The organism is Prescottella subtropica (assembly GCF_005434945.1).
Classification (GTDB): Bacteria; Actinomycetota; Actinomycetes; order Mycobacteriales; family Mycobacteriaceae; genus Prescottella; species Prescottella subtropica.
The window spans coordinates 1-18096 of sequence record NZ_SKCH01000016.1 but is presented as its reverse complement, the minus strand read 5'-3'; the positions used below and the strand labels follow the sequence as shown (position 1 = coordinate 18096).

16 protein-coding genes and 1 tRNA gene are annotated in these 18096 nt (G+C 70.2%); 14 read left to right on the top strand and 3 right to left on the bottom strand.

Annotation, left to right across the window (positions count from 1 at the left end):
- Nucleotides 1–47 precede the first annotated feature (47 nt).
- Nucleotides 48–1976 carry an acetate--CoA ligase gene (gene acs / locus E0497_RS14345; RefSeq protein ID WP_137725478.1) on the bottom strand — a complete coding sequence of 643 codons (1929 nt, stop codon included), beginning with the start codon at nt 1974–1976 and terminating at the stop codon, nt 48–50.
- A 186-nt stretch (nt 1977–2162) separates the two neighbouring features.
- Between acs and E0497_RS14340 the strand changes: the two genes are divergently transcribed.
- On the top strand, nt 2163–2912 hold the full coding sequence (locus E0497_RS14340; RefSeq protein ID WP_137725528.1) for a Fic family protein: 750 nt from the start codon (nt 2163–2165) through the stop codon (nt 2910–2912).
- Between the two features lie 461 nt (nt 2913–3373).
- Here the strand turns inward: E0497_RS14340 and E0497_RS14335 are convergent, their stop codons facing one another.
- On the bottom strand, nt 3374–4192 hold the full coding sequence (locus E0497_RS14335) for an HAD family hydrolase (RefSeq protein WP_137725477.1): 819 nt from the start codon (nt 4190–4192) through the stop codon (nt 3374–3376).
- 463 nt (nt 4193–4655) lie between these two features.
- On the opposite strand from E0497_RS14335, the gene ssd reads away from it, so the two are divergent.
- The 7 genes from ssd to E0497_RS14300 are packed head-to-tail and all read left to right on the top strand — an operon-like array spanning nt 4656 to nt 9353.
- A complete protein-coding gene (gene ssd / locus E0497_RS14330; RefSeq protein WP_137725476.1) occupies nt 4656–5777 on the top strand; it encodes a septum site-determining protein Ssd in 1122 nt (373 codons plus the stop codon).
- Nucleotides 5774–6952 carry a TadA family conjugal transfer-associated ATPase gene (locus tag E0497_RS14325; protein WP_137725475.1) on the top strand — a complete coding sequence of 393 codons (1179 nt, stop codon included), beginning with the start codon at nt 5774–5776 and terminating at the stop codon, nt 6950–6952. The genes ssd and E0497_RS14325 overlap by 4 nt, the downstream gene beginning before the upstream one ends.
- On the top strand, nt 6949–7809 hold the full coding sequence (locus tag E0497_RS14320; RefSeq protein WP_137725474.1) for a type II secretion system F family protein: 861 nt from the start codon (nt 6949–6951) through the stop codon (nt 7807–7809). The genes E0497_RS14325 and E0497_RS14320 overlap by 4 nt, the downstream gene beginning before the upstream one ends.
- Nucleotides 7809–8390 (top strand): type II secretion system F family protein, encoded by a 582-nt coding sequence (locus E0497_RS14315; protein WP_137725473.1) that lies wholly within the window; start codon nt 7809–7811, stop codon nt 8388–8390. The genes E0497_RS14320 and E0497_RS14315 overlap by 1 nt, the downstream gene beginning before the upstream one ends.
- 59 nt (nt 8391–8449) lie before the next feature.
- Nucleotides 8450–8653 (top strand): DUF4244 domain-containing protein, encoded by a 204-nt coding sequence (locus E0497_RS14310; RefSeq protein ID WP_137725472.1) that lies wholly within the window; start codon nt 8450–8452, stop codon nt 8651–8653.
- Nucleotides 8650–9003, top strand: coding sequence for a TadE family type IV pilus minor pilin (locus tag E0497_RS14305; RefSeq protein ID WP_137725471.1), 354 nt, complete (start codon nt 8650–8652; stop codon nt 9001–9003). The genes E0497_RS14310 and E0497_RS14305 overlap by 4 nt, the downstream gene beginning before the upstream one ends.
- Nucleotides 9004–9011: 8 nt before the next feature.
- Complete coding sequence (locus E0497_RS14300) at nt 9012–9353, top strand: Rv3654c family TadE-like protein (protein WP_241665885.1); 342 nt, start codon at nt 9012–9014, stop codon at nt 9351–9353.
- Nucleotides 9354–9376: 23 nt separating this feature from the next.
- On the opposite strand, the gene E0497_RS14295 is transcribed toward E0497_RS14300, so the two are convergent.
- A complete protein-coding gene (locus E0497_RS14295) occupies nt 9377–11731 on the bottom strand; it encodes a DEAD/DEAH box helicase (protein WP_137725469.1) in 2355 nt (784 codons plus the stop codon).
- 391 nt (nt 11732–12122) lie between these two features.
- Between E0497_RS14295 and E0497_RS14290 the strand changes: the two genes are divergently transcribed.
- The 6 genes from E0497_RS14290 to E0497_RS14265 all read left to right on the top strand — a co-directional run bounded on the left by E0497_RS14290 (nt 12123) and on the right by E0497_RS14265 (nt 17849).
- Nucleotides 12123–12326 (top strand): cold-shock protein, encoded by a 204-nt coding sequence (locus E0497_RS14290; protein WP_137725468.1) that lies wholly within the window; start codon nt 12123–12125, stop codon nt 12324–12326.
- 171 nt (nt 12327–12497) lie between these two features.
- Complete coding sequence (locus E0497_RS14285) at nt 12498–13082, top strand: hypothetical protein (RefSeq protein ID WP_137725467.1); 585 nt, start codon at nt 12498–12500, stop codon at nt 13080–13082.
- Nucleotides 13083–13226: 144 nt separating this feature from the next.
- Nucleotides 13227–16136 (top strand): type I DNA topoisomerase, encoded by a 2910-nt coding sequence (gene topA / locus E0497_RS14280; RefSeq protein WP_137725466.1) that lies wholly within the window; start codon nt 13227–13229, stop codon nt 16134–16136.
- 38 nt (nt 16137–16174) lie between these two features.
- Complete coding sequence (locus tag E0497_RS14275; protein WP_137725465.1) at nt 16175–17362, top strand: DNA polymerase III subunit delta'; 1188 nt, start codon at nt 16175–16177, stop codon at nt 17360–17362.
- 63 nt (nt 17363–17425) lie between these two features.
- Nucleotides 17426–17498, top strand: a tRNA-Thr gene (locus E0497_RS14270).
- Between the two features lie 153 nt (nt 17499–17651).
- Entirely contained in the window at nt 17652–17849 is a 198-nt protein-coding gene (locus tag E0497_RS14265; protein WP_137725464.1) for a hypothetical protein, read from the top strand.
- Nucleotides 17850–18096 lie beyond the last annotated feature (247 nt).

The window sequence follows — 18096 nt, the reverse complement described above, 5'->3', positions numbered from 1 at the left end:
CGTGACCTTCTTCCGGTCGCCTGCGGTCACGGTACGCCGCGGGCCCGCTACCTGCCGCGGATCGCGTCGAACACCTTCGGATCGACGAGCGTCGACGTGTCACCCAGATCCCTGCCCTCGGCGACGTCCCGCAGCAGCCGGCGCATGATCTTGCCGGAGCGGGTCTTCGGCAGTTCGGGTACGACGGTGATCTGCCGGGGCTTGGCGATCGGGGAGATCTCGGTGGCCACCTGTGCACGCAGCTCGGAAACCAGAGTGTCCCCGGTATTTTCGGCGCCTTCCCGCAGGATCACGTACGCGACGATGCCCTGACCGGTCGTCTCGTCGTACGCGCCGACGACGGCCGCCTCGGCCACCGCGGTGTGCCCGACGAGCGCGGACTCCACCTCGGACGTGGAGATGCGGTGACCGGAGATGTTCATGACGTCGTCGACGCGGCCGAGTACCCACAGGGCGCCGTCGTCGTCGAACTTGGCGCCGTCCCCGGCGAAGTACCAGCCCTGCTCGGAATAGCGGGACCAGTAGGTTTCCCGGAACCGGTCCATGTCGCCCCACACGCCGCGCAGCATCGACGGCCACGGCCGGTCGAGCACGAGATACCCGGACTGGCCGTCCCCGAGTACCTCGCCGAAGTCGTCGACGATCTTCGCGGAGATACCGGGCAGCGGTGCCATCGCCGAACCCGGCTTGGTGGCGGTGACACCGGGCAGCGGGGAGATCATGATGGCGCCGGTCTCGGTCTGCCACCACGTGTCGACGATCGGGCAGCGTCCCGCGCCGATGACGTCGTGGTACCAGCGCCACGCCTCCGGGTTGATCGGTTCGCCCACCGAGCCGAGCAGTCGCAGCGACGACAGGTCGTGGGCGTCGGGGATCTCACGGCCCCACTTCATGAACGTACGGATCAGTGTCGGCGCCGTGTAGTAGATGCTGACGCCGTGCTTCTCGATGATCTGGAAGTGGCGGTGCTCGTCGGGGGAGTTGGGGGTGCCCTCGTAGACGACCTGGGTGGCACCGTTGCTCAGCGGCCCGTACACGATGTAGGTGTGCCCGGTGACCCAGCCGATGTCGGCGGTGCACCAGTACACGTCCTGGCCGGGCTTGTGATCGAACACGTTGTGATGCGTGTACGACGCCTGCGTCAGGTAGCCGCCGGACGTGTGGACGATGCCCTTGGGCTTCCCGGTGGTGCCGGACGTGTACAGGATGAACAGCGGGTGTTCGGCGTCGAACGACTGTGCCTCGTGTTCCGGTGACGCCTGCTCGACGGTGTCGTGCCACCACAGGTCCCGGTCGGCGGTCATGTCGACGTCCACACCGGTCCGCTTGACCACCAAGACGTTTCGAACGGATTCGGCCCCGTCGACTGCCTCGTCGGCGGACGGCTTGAGCGGCGCCGCCTGCCCGCGCCGCCACTGGCCGTCGACGGTGACGACGAGCTTGGCCTCGGCGTCGTCGATGCGGGAGCGCAGTGCGGTCGCGGAGAAACCGCCGAAGACCACCGAATGCGTCAGGCCGAGCCGGGCACACGCCAGCATCGTGACGATCGCCTCGGGGATCATGGGCATGTACACCGCGACACGATCACCGGCCACCAGGCCGAGGTCGGTGAAAGTGTTTGCCGCCCGGCACACTTCGTCGAGCAGTTCCTTGTAGGTGATGCTGCGGCTGTCGCCGGGCTCACCCTCGAAGTGGATCGCGACGCGGTCGCCGTTGCCCGCCAGCACGTGCCGGTCGACGCAGTTGTAGGCGACGTTCAGTCGGCCGCCGACGAACCATTTCGCGACGGGGGCGTCGGACCAGTCGAGCACCTCCGTCCACGGAGTCGCCCAGTCCAGGCGTCGCGCCTGGTCGTCCCAGAACGCCAGCCGGTCGCGGTCGGCCGCGGCCTGCAACTCGGGGCCGGCGTTCGCCGTGGCCGCGAACTCCGCACTGGGCGGGTAGACCTCGGGGGCGTCGGTAGCACTGCTCGTCATCTCGGCTTGCCTTCTTTCCGGTATCGACGGTGTCGCACATGTGAGGGTAGTCACACGTGATCGGCGTCGCAGTACGCACTCCGGGGGAGTGGCCGTCACGTGCGCCGATCGGTCGGATCCGTGCGACGGACGGTCGATCCGGGACGGCCGCACCGGCCGGGTAGCGTCGGGGCCGTGACTGTTCCCGTGACTGATCCCCTGCGTCCGCTCGTGGACCTGCCCGGTGTGCTCGACGCGGCGGATCGCGCACGTGACGCACTCGGTGAGGTGCACCGGCACCGGACCAACCGTCGCGGTTGGCCGCAGACGGCGACCGAGGCGTCGGTTCGTGCCGCGCGGGCGTCGGCGTCCATCGACGGCGGATCCACCGAACTGCCCGCACCCGGAACCGTCGGCGACCCCGTCCTGTCCGGGGCGCTGCGTGTCGCGCAGGCACTCGACGGCGAGTCGCTGACCGTGATCCTGCCGACCTGGGAACGGGCGCCGCTGCAGGCGCTCGCCCGTCTGCACCTGCTTGCCGCCGCCGACCTCGTCGCCGACGACGCGGTTCTCGGCCGGCCGCGCACCGACCCCGGGGTGGGGGAGCGGTTGGATCTGCTCGCGCAGTTGATCACCGGTGGAACCGTGGCGCCCGCACCGGTGCTCGCGGCGATCGTGCACGGCGAACTGGCGTCCCTGCGCCCCTTCGGGGTGGCCGACGGTATCGTCGCCCGCGCCGCATCCCGGCTGGTGGCCACGTCGACCGGACTCGACCCGCACAATCTCGGGGTGCCGGAGGTCAGCTGGATGCGCCGCATCCCGGCCTACCGTGACGGCATCACCGGATTCGCGTCCGGGACCGCGGAGGGTGTCGGCAGTTGGGTGATCCTCTGCTGCGGGGCCCTCGAGGCGGGTGCGCGGGAGGCGCTGTCGATCGCAGAGGCCGCGGCACCCTGACCGCAGCGGATTCGTGTTTCTGTTAGCCGCGCAAAGGATTTGCGGTTCCGGGCAGCGCCCGGTGCGCATACGAAGCGGGCGGCGTCACCGATCGTGATCGGCAGCGCCACCCGCTAGCGCGGGACTTCCGGGTTACCATGCGTGCAAGGTGGGTTGTGTGTCAACGGCCTCGGCGTGGTTCTCGGCGGTGCCGGTTCGTCCCCGCAACCCGTGCAGGGTCCTTGCCGGCAGTCATCCGAGTCACGCAAGCCCACAACGCTTCTGCCCTTATAGTGGCTTGTGCTCCGCGTGGGTACCTGGTGCCCGTGCTGGGAAGTCCGTGCGGGGAATCGATCCTTCTCTTCCGGATCGATCCTGGCCTTCAGGCCTTCCGTAACTCCTTTGTACCCTGTGCTCCACCCCACTTCAAGAGCCAATTTTCCTTTGTGGGAGAGAATCGTTCGGCGCCCGGCGGATCGGTGTCAGGGTTTGCGGCGCAACAGGGTGTAGGTGAGGGCCGCGGCCGCGGCAGCGCCCGACAACACCGCCGCGCCCGCGGCGACGGTGGTTCGCGGTGAGGTCTGCAACCGTGCGCGCAGTGACACCGGATTCGAGAAAGTAAGTACGGGCCAACCTTTTTCGGTTGCAGCCCGACGTAGCGACCGATCGGGATTGACCGCGGTCGGATGGCCGACCGCGGCGAGCATCGGCAGGTCCGTCACCGAATCGGAGTAGGCGTAGCAGTGATCGAGGTCGTAGCCGTGCCGCTCGGCGAGCTCGCGCATCGCCTCGACCTTCCCGTCGCCGTAGCAGTAGAACTCGAGTTCGCCGGTGTACCGGCCGTCCTCCACGACCATCCGGGTGGCGGTGCTGTAGGTGGCGCCGAGGGCCGCCGCGATCGGCGTCACCACCTCCTCGCCGGACGCGGACACGATCACCACGTCGTGGCCACGGGCCTTGTGGTCGGCGATGAGATCGGCGGCTTCCGCGTAGATCAGCGGGTCGACGATGTCGTGCAGGGTCTCGGTGACGATCGCGCGCACCTGCGCGACGTCCCACCCGGCCGTCATGGTCGTCAGGTGGGCCCGCATGCGTTCCATCTGATCGTGATCGGCGCCGGCGAGCAGGAACAGGAACTGGGCGTAGCTGCCCTGCAGGACCGACCGGCGGGTGATGAGCCCCTGCGCGAAGAACGGTCGACTGAATGCGAGGGCACTCGACTTCGCGATGACGGTCTTGTCCAGATCGAAGAACGCGGCCACACGGCCGCGTTCGAAGGACGCACTCGGGTGCCCGGTCACGCACCCAGGATAGGTGAGTGTGACCGGCGGTGCCGACGAGTCCGCCGCGCCCCTCGGCGACACCGCGTCGTCTGCGCCACCCGAACTTGCGTTCGGTCCCGGATCTGGGTGTAGTATCGACCTCACCTGGACGCGATCCAGGCGTGTTCAGCCCGACCCCCCGGGGCTGAACTCCTGACGACCCCCGCCTCCTCCCCCCCTGGCGGGGGTCGTCCCCTTTCTTCTCCCTTTTCGTGGTTGCCGTACCGGCGTGTCCATCTCCCCGGTACGCGATGCCGACCTCCCGGTGCGTGCCCGAGTTCGACTGCGGCGGCACATATTTCCCCTGGTGACGATGATGTAGGCGTTCCTGTGGCGCACAACAGTGGTACGGGTGTACCGGAATTTGTCCACAGCCCCCGAATCCATCCACATTCGACGAAGCCGTCCGCCGCCGGGCGGTTCGGGGCGGCAGGCTCGGGGCATGGCTATCGATCACATCGACCTGCCCGGCCGGATCGGCGTGCTGGGCGTCGTGAGTACACCGGGCGTCGCGGCGTGCCTGCGGTCGATCGCGGCGGCCACCGACCAAACATTCGTTGAGGCGTCGCACCCGGTCGGCCGGGCCGACTGGATGTCGGCGGACCTCGTCGTCGTCGACGCCGACAGTGCCCGCCGCTGCGCAGAACTGCTCCCGCGCCGCGACCGGGTCGTCCTCGTCTGTGCCGGCACCCCGACACTCGACGACTGGCGGACCGCCACGGTGATCGGTGCCGACCGGGTCCTCGGCATTCCCGACGACGAACCGGCCCTCGTGGCCGCGTTCGGTGAACACCGCGTCGGCACCGTCGCGGACGGTGCCGTCGTCGCGGTCGTCGGAGGCTGCGGCGGCGCGGGAGCGTCCACCCTGGCCGCGGCCGTCGCCCTCGCGTCGGCGCGACGGCAACGCGACGGCCACACCCCCGCGTGGACGCTGCTGGTCGACGTCGACCCGTTCGGCGGTGGACTCGACCTGCTGCTCGGTATCGAGGGGCGGCCCGGCCTGCGCTGGCCGGGCCTCGCCGTGGAAGGCGGTCGGGTCGCCGCCGACGCACTGCGCGCGGCGCTGCCGGCGCACCCCGGCGGGCTCGGTGTCCTCGCCTGCGGGCGGGGCCGTGGCGACAGCGTCGGGCCGACGCCGGTCGCCGTGAGTGCGGTCGTCGACGCGGGGCGGTCCACGGGCGCGGTCGTCGTGTGCGACGTGCCGCGGCATCCGTCCGCGGCCGGTGACCGGGTCCTCGACGACGCGGATCTCGTCGTCGTGGTCGTGCCCGCGACGGTCCGCGGCGGGTTGGCGGCCGAATGCGTACTCGCCCGGATTGCCGACCGAAACCTCAACCGGGGGATCGTGATTCGTGGACCAGCGCCGGGAGGCCTGCGGGGGCGTGACCTCGCCGAGAGTCTCGGTGTGCCGCTGCTGGCGTCGGTGCGGCCGGAACCACGGATCGCGTCGATGCTCGAACGCGGAGGACTCGACCTCGGCCGCCGCTCGCCCCTCGCCGCGGGTGCCGGTGCGGTGCTCGACGTATTGTCGTCCCGGCCGCGGCGCGGACGGGCGGCGGCATGAGCGCGATCGCCTCCCCCGACCTGCTCGAACGGGTGCGGGAGCGGCTGGCGCTCGCCGACGGGAACCTCACCCCGGCCACGGTCGCCGCCGCCATCCGCACCGAGTCCGGCGGGGTGCTCGGCGACGTCGACCTGCTCGACACGCTCCGCGCACTGCAGACCGAACTCACCGGAGCCGGCCCTCTCGAGGCGTTGCTCGCGGTACCGGGGGTGGCCGACGTCCTGGTCACCGCACCCGACGAGGTGTGGATCGACCGCGGGGCCGGACTCGAACGCTCCGCGGTGACGTTCCCGGACGAGGCCGCGGTGCGCCGGCTGGCGCAGCGACTCGCGCTGTCCGCGGGCCGGCGGCTCGACGACGCGCAACCGTGGGTCGACGGACGACTCGACGGAATCGGCCACGGCGACTACGGGATCCGGCTGCATGCCGTTCTGGCACCGGTGGCACAAGGGGGGACGTGCGTATCGCTGCGAGTCCTGAGACCCGCCACCCACGGCCTCGACGACCTGGTGGCACGCGGCGCGGTACCGGTCGACGTACGCCTCCTCCTCGACGAGATCGTGCACGCCAGGCTCGCGTTCCTCGTGACCGGCGGCACCGGGGCCGGGAAGACGACGGTGCTCGCGGCGATGCTCGGCCGGGTCGATCCGACCGAACGGATCGTGTGCGTCGAGGACGCCGCCGAACTGGCGCCGGCCCACCCGCACGTCGTGCGGTTGGTGGCGCGTGCACCGAACGTCGAAGGCGTCGGCGAGGTCACGGTCCGCGACCTGGTGCGGCAGTCCCTGCGGATGCGGCCGGACCGGATCGTCGTGGGGGAGGTGCGGGGAGCCGAGGTCGTCGACCTGCTCACCGCACTCAACACCGGCCACGACGGTGGCGCCGGCACCGTGCACGCGAACTCGCCCGGCGAGGTTCCGGCGCGGCTCGAAGCCCTGGCCGCGCTCGGCGGCATGGACCGCAGTGCGCTGCACAGCCAGCTCGCGGCCGCCGTGCAGGTGATCCTGCACGTGCGCCGGGACGCGTCCGGGATGCGAAGCCTCGTCGAAATCGGTGTGCTCGACCGTGATTCGTCGGGTGTGGTGCGGGTGGTCCCGGCCTGGACCCGCGACTCGGGGGCAGGCCCGGCGGCCGGGGCGCTGCGAGAACTGCTGGACACGCGGAGTGCTCGATGACGGCGGCACTGATCTGCCTGGCGGCCGCGTTCGTCGCGGCACCGGCGCATCCCGCCCGCGCCCGGTTCCGCACGTCGGCCCAGCCGGGTGCACCGGCGACGGGGCCGGACACCCGGGTCCGCCGATGGGCGGCCCGACACGGACCGGTCCCGCACGACCTCGGTTTCCTGGTGTGCATTCCTCTCGCCGTGACCGGTGCGATCGGACCGGCAGTCGCCGCCGCCATCGTCGTCGCGACACTGCGGCGACGCTACCGCCGCCGCAGCGCTGCCGCGGCCCGCGACCGAGCCTGCGACGGCGTGCTCGCGGGCCTCGACATCGTGATCGGGGAACTGCGCGTGGGCGCCCACCCGGCCGTGGCCTGCGCGACTGCCGCCGACGAATGTGCCGGAACCGGAAAGGGAACCGGCGCCGCCGTCGGAGGCACTGACGCCGCCGTCGCCGCCTTCCGGGGAGCCGCGGCACGCGCCCGACTGGGTGGTTCCGCGGCCGCCGGGTTCGCCGTACCGGACAGTGTCGTCGCCGACGATCTGCGACGGATCGCGACGGCGTGGACGGTCGCGGAGGACCGCGGCCTGGCCCTCGCCGATCTGCTGCACGCCGCGCGCACGGACCTGCAGGGCCGCAAGAGGTTCCGGAGCCGTACGGAGGCGAGCCTGTCCGGTGCCAGGGCCACCGCCGCTGTCCTGGCGGGTCTGCCGCTGCTCGGTGTCGGACTCGGCCAGATGATGGGTGCGGCGCCGATCCGGGTTCTGCTCGGTGGCGGGCTCGGTGCCGTGCTGTTGGTCGTCGGGACGGCGCTGGTCGCGTCCGGGCTGGTGTGGACGGATCGGATCGTCGACGGGGTGGTGCGCTGATGTGGCTGCAACTGGTCCTGGCCGCCGGTGCCGTGCTCGTGGCACCCGGCGGGATCCGGGTGCGTCGACGACTCCGCGGTGCGGTTGCCGTGGCGCCCGGTGGTCCGGCCGACGGTCCGGTCGCGGATGCATCCGATCCGCAGGCGGTGGCGGGCACGTTCGATCTGCTCGCGGCGTGTCTCGAGGCGGGTCTGCCGCCGTCCACCGCGGCCGCGGCAGTCGCGCCGTCCGCGCCGCCACCGTTGTCGGAATCGCTGCGCCGCACCGCGGACCTGCTCGCGCTGGGCGCCGACCCGGCCACCGCGTGGGCGGCCACCGACACCGATCCGGCGACGGAGGCGCTCGCCCGGATGGCGCGGCGTTCCGCCCGGTCGGGTGCCGCGTTGTCCGGCGGGATCGCCGAGTTGGCGGCGGGACAGCGCGCGGACGCCGAGGACCGTGCCGTCGCGGCCGCGGAACGTGCCGGCGTGCTCATCAGCGGCCCGCTGGGACTGTGCTTCCTGCCCGCATTCATCTGTCTGGGGATCGTCCCCGTGGTGATCGGGTTGGCCGGAGGGGTACTCGCGGGAGGACTCCTGTGACCGGTAGGGGGAACCCCGGTGCGGAACTGCCGCACCGGAATCGAATGGAGGGGAACATCATGTGGTCGGACAAGTTTCACGAGATCCAGGCCCGGATCGTGCTCGCGGCGACCGCCGACGACGGAATGAGCACCGCCGAGTATGCGATCGGGACCATCGCGGCCGCGGCGTTCGGGGCGATTCTCTACACCGTCGTGACCGGCGACTCCATCGTCGACGCGCTCACCGGGATCATCGACAAGGCCCTGTCGACGAAGGTGTGAGCGGGACCCGGAGCCTGCGCCGGGACGACGGTGCGGTCACGGTCGAGGCGGCCATCGCGCTCGCGTCGATCGTGACCGTCGTGGTGCTGTGTGTCGGTGCGATCGTCGCGGCATCGGCGCAGATCCGCTGTATCGACGCGGCCCGGGAGGCGGCGCGCCTCGCCGCCCGTGGGGATCGGGACGCGGTCGCGGTCGCCACCCGGGTCGGGCCGCCCGACGCCGACATCACGCTCCGGGACGACGGTGGGTTCGTCGTCGCGACGGTGCGGGCACGGGTACCGCTGCTGCCGCTGGTGGAGTTGTCGGCCGACGCGGTCGCCGCGCGGGAACCCGGCCCGGATACCGCATGAGGAGGATCGTGCGCGACGACGAGGGGGGTGCCACGGTGTTCGCGTGTTTCGCGCTGGCCGGGCTCGTCGCGGTGACCGCGATTCTGCTGCATCTCGGTGGGGCGGTCGCGGCGCGGCACCGGGCGCAGTCCGCCGCCGACCTCGGTGCGCTCGCGGCGGCGCAGGCACTGGCGGACGGCGAACCGGCGTGCCCGGTAGCGATGTCGGTGGTGTCGCGGATGCGCGCGCAGGTGAGCGGATGCGTCGTCGACGGATGGGATGTGCAGGTCTCGACCGAGGTCACGCCGGGTGGTGTCCCGTTCGGGTCGGGGCCGGCCCGGGCGGTCGCGCGCGCCGGTCCGGCGGAGTGACCGGGGGAGCGGGAGGGGCGAGGTCAGTCGGCGGCGACCGCGTCGAGCACCGCCGACAGCACCTGTACCGCCCCGTCCTTGTCGAGGGGATGGTTGCCGTTGCCGCACTTGGGGGAGTGCACGCACGACGGGCACCCGGCGGCGCATTCGCAGGACGTGATCGCCGACCGGGTCGCGTCCAGCCAGCGCTCGAGCTCGGCATGCCCGCGGTCGGCGAACCCCGCGCCGCCGGGGTGCCCGTCGTAGACGAACACGGTCGGCAGCCCGGTGTCCGGGTGCTGGGCGGTGGAGACCCCGCCGATGTCGCCACGGTCGCAGGTCGCGACGAGCGGGAGCAGCCCGATCGCGGCGTGCTCGGCGGCGTGCAGTGCGCCCGGGACGCGGTCGGCGTCGATCCCGGCGTCGGCGAGCCGTTCGGGGGTGATCGTGTACATCACCGCGCGGGTCCGCAGTGTCTGCGCGGGCATGTCGAGGTCCACCGAGTCGAGCACCTCACCGGACGGCAGGCGCCGCAGGTAGCCGACCACCCGATGCGTCACCTCGACGTGCACGAGCGCGACGTCGACGGCGTTGTACCGGGAGTGTTCGGCGACGTCGACGACAGTGATGTCGGTCGTCTCGCGGGCCGACGTGGTCCACTCGGGTTCCTCCGCGTGGACGAGCGCGATCCCGTCGTCGAGGTCGAGACGGTCGACGACGAACGAGTCGCCCTGATGGATGTGGACGGCGCCGGGGTGCACGGTGGCCGGGGCCCGTCCGGCGTCGACGGTCCCCAGCAGCCGCCCCGATTCACCGTCGACGATCGCGATCTGGCCGCCGACGCCACCACGGATGTCGACGGCGGCGTGCGGATCGACGTCCGCGGTGACGAACCAACCGTGGGGGCGCCGCCGGATCAGCCCGTCCGCGGCCAGGGCGGCCACGACGTCCGCGGCCTCGAGCTCGGTGATCTCGGCGTCGGTCAGCGGCATCTCGGTTGCCGCGCACAACAGTTGTGGACCGAGCACGTACGGGTTGGTCGGGTCGGTGACCGTCGCCTCGACGGGACGGTCGAGCAGAGCCGACGGGTGGTGCACGAGATACGTGTCGAGGGGGTCGTCGCGGGCGACGAGCACGACCAGCGAGCCCTCGCCCCGGCGCCCGGACCGTCCGGCCTGCTGCCAGAACGATGCGACGGTGCCGGGGAATCCGGCGACCACGACGGCGTCGAGACCGGCGATGTCCACGCCCAGTTCGAGCGCGTTGGTGGTCGCGACACCGAGGAGACGCCCGTCGGAGAGCGCGGCCTCGAGGTCGCGGCGGTCCTCCGCGAGGTAGCCGGCCCGGTACGCCGCCACCCGGTCGGGGAGGTCGGAGTCGATCTCGGCGAGGAGCCGGCGGGTGCCGACGGCGGTGAGTTCGGCGCCGCGCCGCGACCGCACGAACGTCAGTGTCCGGGCGCCTTCCACCAGCAGATCGGCCATGATCCGCGACGCTTCCGAGCCCGCGGCCCGCCGCACCGGTGCACCGTTCTCGCCGGTCACGGATTCGAGCAGAGGGGGCTCCCACAGGGCGATCGTGCGCGGGCCGTGGGGGGAGCCGTCCTCGGTGACCTCCGCACACGGGGCACCGACCAGTCGGGACGCCGCGGCGCCGGGGTCGGACGTCGTCGCGCTCGCCAGCACGAAGACGGGGTCCGCGCCGTACCGGGCGGCGAGCCGGCGCAGTCGGCGCAGCACCAGGGCCACGTTCGACCCGAACACGCCCCGGTACGAGTGGCATTCGTCGACCACCACGTAGCGCAGGTTGCGCAGCAGCCGGGACCACCGCTGATGGGAGCGGAGGATCCCGATGTGCAGCATGTCCGGGTTGGTGAAGATCCACCGTGAGTGGGCCCGCGCCCACTGCCGGATCTCGGTGGGGGTGTCGCCGTCGAATCCGCACGGGTGGATCGCCGTCAGGTCGGGTTCGGACGCGGTGAGGGTCACGGCCGAGCGCAACTGGTCGGCACCGAGTGCCTTCGTCGGGGACAGGTAGAGGGCGGTGCCGAGGGACTCGCCGGCGAGATCGGTCAGTACCGGAAGTTGATAGACGAGCGATTTCCCGGACGCCGTTCCGGTCGCGACGACGACGTGTCCGCCGCCGGCCGCGATCGACGCCGCCTCCGCCTGATGGCTCCACGGCCGGGGAATACCTGCGGACTGCATTGCCCGGACCGCGACGGGGTCGCACCATTCGGGCCACTCGACGTACCGGGACTCGCGCGCGGGAAGGTCTGCGGAGAAGGTCAGCGGCCGTTCGCCGTGCGGCGTGCCGGCCAGTACCCGATCGAGAAGGTTCCGTCCGTACGAGTCGTCCCCGTTTCCGTTCGGGTGTCGGGACCGGGACGAAAGACTCACGGGCGCCTCTTCCGAAAATTGTCGTGACGAGTGTTCGGGCCGCGTTCGATGCGTTCTCCACGCCCGGGACCTGCGGTTTCGATGATATCGAGGGGTGCTGTGGAGTCGGGGTCAGGGGTGTACCGGGCGGTAACCGGTGTGGCACTCCGTGCAAGATCATCCGTTTGCAGTATTTGTTCGTCTTTCGACTGTCGCACCGCCGTCAGACGTGGTTGACTGTGACCTGGTCGCAGCTTCTGTGTTCGTTTAACGCCCGCAGGATCGATGTTGCGAGCGCGGTGCTTGCGCGTTCCTGAGGGGGAATCGAGAAAGTACAGCGGTCGGAACCGGCCCGGTGGACCAGAAGTGCTGTTGTCCATCGAATCCGGTGTAAGAAAGAGAAGGACAAAGCATGGCACAGGGCACTGTGAAGTGGTTCAACGCCGAAAAGGGCTTCGGCTTCATCGCTCCCGAGGACGGCTCCGCTGACGTCTTCGTCCACTACTCGGAGATCCAGGGCAACGGCTTCCGTAGCCTCGAGGAGAACCAGCGCGTGGAGTTCGAGGTCGGCCAGGGCACCAAGGGCCCGCAGGCCACCGGCGTTCGCGCGCTCTGATCCGTTCACGAACTGAACGAACGGCAGGTCCGGTCCCAGCGGCCGCTGCCTCACTCGGCCCCTGACACCGGTTCGGTGTCAGGGGCCGAGTGCGTTTCGGGTCCTGATGTGTTTCGGGCTTCGATGCGTTTCGGGCCCTGATTCGATACCGCAGTGGATTACTGTCCAAGCGTGGCGCAGTTGTCGTTCTTCTCCGCCGAGTCGGAGTCGCCCGCGGTCACCGACCTCGCGGGACTGCTGGCTGCCCAGGGGCAGACGGCCGTTTCGGGGGACGGCGTCCGGGTCTCGATCGTCGTCGACGACGAGTGGCGGGCCGCCGCGATCGCCGATCTGGTGCGCGCAACCGGTATCGCCGTCGACGTCACCCGATCGGAGGAGGGGCGTCCACTCGTCCGGACCGCGTACACGCCGGACCTGGTCGAGTTGGCGGCCCGGTGGACGCGGGGTGCTGTCAAGGCGGTGCCCGCCGGGTGGATTCCGGGTTCCCGCGAGCAGCGGGCGTGGGTGCTGGCGTCCGGTCGCGTCGAGGTCGACGGCGAGCGGTACACGCTCGGACTCGACCCGCACGCCCCCGACACCCATCCCGTGCTGGCGCAGTCGTTGATGCGGGCCGGGGTCGCACCCACGATCATCGGTGCCCACGGGACGGCACCCGCACTACGGATCTCCGGCCGACGCAGGTTGATGCATCTCGCCGAGAACATCGGGCAACCACCGGACGATCCCGACGCTCGCCGTAACTGGCCGCACACGTGACCGATCATGGTGGGACGGACATACGCGGCCGTCTTGCGCGTGTGACACCCTGTTACTGACCGGACCCGGTATAACGGGGCGGAGACGAGATTCGCATCAGGTGCACAGCGGCACTGATCGAGCAGGAAAGGTGCGGACAGACTGGTGGCATCACGGGAGAAGAGCACGGCGGACGGAGCGTCTGCCACGCGCCGCCTCGTCATCGTCGAGTCACCGACGAAGGCCAAGAAGATCGCGCCCTACCTCGGGAAGAACTACGTGGTGGAGGCGTCGGTCGGTCACATTCGGGACCTTCCGCGCGGCGCCGCCGACGTGCCGGCCAAGTACAAGGGCGAGCCGTGGGCGCGTCTCGGCGTGAACGTCGACCGCGACTTCGAGCCGCTGTACGTCGTCAGCCCCGAGAAGAAGTCGAAGGTCACCGAGCTCAAGAGCCTGCTCAAGGACGCCGACGAGCTCTATCTGGCCACCGACCCCGACCGCGAGGGCGAGGCCATCGCCTGGCATCTCCTCGAGACGCTCAAGCCGAAGGTCCCGGTCCGCCGGATGGTGTTCCACGAGATCACCGAGCCGGCGATCCTCGCTGCCGCCGCCGACACCCGTGATCTGGATCAGGACCTGGTCGACGCGCAGGAGACCCGCCGTATCCTCGACCGTCTCTACGGTTACGAGGTCAGCCCGGTTCTGTGGAAGAAGGTCATGCCGCGGTTGTCGGCTGGCCGCGTCCAGTCCGTCGCGACCCGTGTCATCGTGCAGCGGGAGCGGGAGCGGATGGCGTTCCGGTCCGCCGAGTACTGGGACATCTCCGCCACCCTCGACGCCGGGGCGTCGGCCAGTCCCCGCGCGTTCGGTGCCCGCCTCGTGTCGGTGGACGGCTCCCGGGTCGCCGCCGGACGTGATTTCGGCCCGGACGGCAAGCTCAAGTCGACCGGTGTGACGGTGATCGACGAGGCGTACGCGCGTCGTCTCGCCGAGTCGCTCGAAGGTGTCGACCTGGTCGTGTCCTCGGCGGAGGACAAGCCGTACACGCGTAAGCCGTATGCGCCGTTCATGACGTCGACGCTGCAGCAGGAGGCCGCCCGCAAGTTGCGGTTCTCCTCGGAGCGGACCATGCGGATCGCGCAGCGTCTGTACGAGAACGGCTACATCACCTACATGCGAACCGACTCGACGACGCTGTCGCAGTCGGCGATCGCCGCGGCCCGCGCGCAGGCCACGGAACTGTACGGCGCCGAGTACGTCCATGCGACGCCGCGTCAGTACACCCGCAAGGTCAAGAACGCGCAGGAGGCGCACGAGGCGATCCGTCCCGCCGGTGACGTCTTCCAGACGCCCGGCCAGTTGCATTCGCGTCTCGAGAACGACGAGTACCGTCTGTACGAACTCATCTGGCAGCGCACGGTCGCGTCGCAGATGGCCGACGTGCGCGGCACGACGTTGACGCTGCGTATCACCGGCACCGCCGGTACCGGTGAGGAGTGCACGTTCTCGGCGTCGGGTCGCACGATCACGTTCCCCGGCTTCCTCAAGGCGTACGTCGAGAGTGTCGACGAGGAGGCCGGCGGTCAGTCCGACGACGCAGAGTCGCGGCTGCCGGTGCTCACCCAGGGGCAGGGGGTGACCGCGACGAAGCTCGACCCGGACGGTCACACCACCAATCCGCCGGCCCGCTACACCGAGGCCAGTCTCATCAAGGCCCTCGAGGATCTCGGGATCGGCCGCCCGTCGACGTACTCGTCGATCATCAAGACGATCCTCGACCGCGGGTACGTCTACAAGCGCGGTAGCGCGCTGGTGCCGGCGTGGGTCGCGTTTGCGGTGATCGGCCTGCTCGAGGCGCACTTCGGCCGGCTGGTCGACTTCGATTTCACGGCGGCCATGGAGGACGATCTCGACGAGATCGCCGGTGGCCGGGAGCAGCGGGGCAACTGGCTGTCGCACTTCTACTTCGGTGACACGCAGGCGGCGGACGATTCGATCGCGGCGGCCGGTGGCCTGAAGAAGATGGTCGGCGAGAATCTCGAGGGCATCGACGCCCGCGAGGTCAACTCGATCCGCCTGTTCGACGACGCCGAGGGCCGTGAGGTCCACGTGCGGGTCGGCCGGTTCGGTCCGTATCTGGAGCGCATGGTCCAGGATTCCGCCGAGGGTGCCGACCCGGACGAGCTGGTCTCGCAGCGGGCGAACCTGCCCGACGATCTGCCGCCGGACGAACTCACCCCCGAATATGCGGAGAAGCTGTTCTCGACGCCGCAGGAGGGACGCAAGCTCGGTATCGACCCGCTGAGCGGGCACGAGATCGTCGCGAAGGAGGGCCGATTCGGCCCGTACGTCACGGAGATCCTGCCCGAGCCGACGCCCGAACCCGAGCCTGCCGTCGTTCCCGTCGAGACGGCCGCCGACGGCACTGCCACGACGAAGGCTGCCAAGAAGGCGCCGGCGAAGAAGGCCGCGAAGAAGGTGGCCGGCCCCAAGCCGCGCACCGGATCGCTGCTCAAGTCGATGGATCTGGCGACCGTCACGCTCGAGGACGCCCTCAAGTTGCTGTCGTTGCCGCGGGTCGTCGGCGTCGACCCGGAGTCGAAGGAAGAGATCACCGCGCAGAACGGCCGGTACGGGCCGTACCTGAAGAAGGGCACGGATTCCCGTTCGCTCGAGAACGAGGACCAGATGTTCACGGTGACCTTGGAAGAGGCGCTCAAGATCTACGCCGAACCCAAGCGGCGTGGACGCCAGGCCGCGGCCACCGCAGCCCTGCGGGAACTCGGCAACGACGCCGCCACCGGCAAGCCGATGGTGATCAAGGACGGTCGCTTCGGCCCGTACGTCACCGACGGTGAGACCAACGCGAGCCTGCGCAAGGGCGACGAGGTCGAGTCGATCACCGACGAACGTGCCTCCGAACTGCTGGCCGACCGTCGTGCCCGCGGCCCGGTGAAGAAGAAGGCCGCCGCGAAGAAGGCTCCGGCCAAGAAGGCGGCGGCGAAGAAGGCCGCAGCGAAGAAGGCTCCGGCCAAGAAGGCGGTCGCGAAGAAGGCGGCGGCGAAGAAGTCGTGACCGTCGTCGCTGTCGGTTCGGATCGCTAGGCTCGGCGCGTGGCGGGTGTATTCGAACGACTGGTCGGCCAGGGGCACGTCGAAACGGAGTTGACGGCTGCCGCGACGGCGGCCCGCGGCGGGGACGCCGGATCCCGGATGACGCACTCGTGGCTGTTCACCGGCCCGCCCGGGTCCGGTCGTTCCGTCGCGGCGCTGTGCTTCGCGGCGGCACTGCAGTGCACGTCCGACGGCGTGCCCGGCTGCGGTGAGTGCCAGGCGTGTACGACGACGACGGCCGGCACCCACGGCGATGTCCGACGGATCGTCCCGGAGGGCCTGAGTATCTCGGTCTCGGAGATGCGCGCGATCGTGCAGACGGCGTCGCGTCGCCCGAGCACGGGCCGGTGGCAGATCGTCGTCGTCGAGGATGCCGACCGTCTCACCGAGGGCGCCGCCAACGCTCTGCTGAAAGTGGTGGAGGAGCCGCCGGACCGGACGGTGTTCCTGCTGTGCGCGCCGTCGGTCGATCCGCAGGACATCTCGGTGACACTGCGGTCCCGGTGCCGGCACATCCCGTTGGTCACGCCGTCCACGGACTCGATCGCCCGGGTGCTGCGGGAACGGGACGGTATCGACGCCGCCGCCGCGGGGTGGGCCGCATCGATCTGTGGTGGCCATGTCGGTCGTGCGCGCCGGTTGGCCACGGACGAGGATGCTCGTGCCCGACGCAAGCGTGCCCTCGCGATCGCGCACGCGGCGATGCGTCCGGGTACCGGATATGCCGCGGCGGAGGAGTTGGTGCGGGCCGCCGATCAGGAAGCCAAGGAACTGACGACCGCACGCGACGAACGCGAGACCGAGGAACTGCGGACGGCGCTCGGCGCCGGCGGCACCGGTAAGGGTGCCGCGGGAGCACTGCGCGGATCAGCCGGTGTCCTCAAGGATCTCGAGCGTCGACAGAAGTCGCGTGCGACCCGCACCGGACGCGACGCCCTCGACCGCGCTTTGATGGATCTTGCCGGTCTGTACCGGGATGCGCTGGCCCGATCGTTCGGCTCGGCCGCCGCATCGAACCACCCGGACATGGCAGAGCAGTCCGACGACCTCGCGGAACGCACCTCCAGGGAGGGACTGCTGCGCTGCGTCGAGGCGATCCTGCACTGCCGTGAGGCGCTGGACCGGAACGTCAAGCCCAAGTTCGCGCTCGACGCCCTCATCGCGCGGATCGGCGCCGAGTACCGGTAGCCGGATGCCCGATTTGCATTGGGGGCGGGGTGTCAGGATAAACTCGCACGCGCCGAAAGGCACGCTGCCTTAGCTCAGTCGGTAGAGCATTTCACTCGTAATGAAAAGGTCGCGAGTTCGATTCTCGCAGGCAGCTCGGAGAGGCCCCGGTGGACACAGTCCACCGGGGCCTTTCTCGTTCCGACAGGCCGTGACGCCCCTCCGCCGGCCCCCCTCTCCTGTGCGACCCGCGGTAAGAGCATCTGTGGAGCCCTCGACAAGAGCAGTCGCCGGCACCATGCTCGGAGGGGTGAGCGATTCACTGAAGACCCGTGTCCGCGAGAAGCTGCTGCGGCAACTCGTCGAGAACGGCGGGCATCCGGTCGAGGAGTTCGAGGGCGACGACCCGAGGTTGGTCGCGATCGACGGAGACCTGGCCGCGCTCGACGAAGTTGCCGACGACGACCCGCTCGTCGAGGAGTTGGCTGCCAAGTACTGGGTTCCCTGACCTGATCGGGTGCGTTCCAGTCCCGGCCGGGAGGGCTGTCCGGGGCCGAATACGGCCGTACGACGCCTCTCCGCTGCCGTTTACCGCCGTTGACCTGGCGATTTGGTGTTTGTCGGATGGTTCGCGTAACTTATTCCAGGTCAGAGCGACACGGACACCGACCCGGACGCGATCTTCACAGGTCAGCGAGGGAAAACGAGGTTGTACGGGGAGCGCCTGACGGTCTCCGAGTTTGACTGGTGTTCAC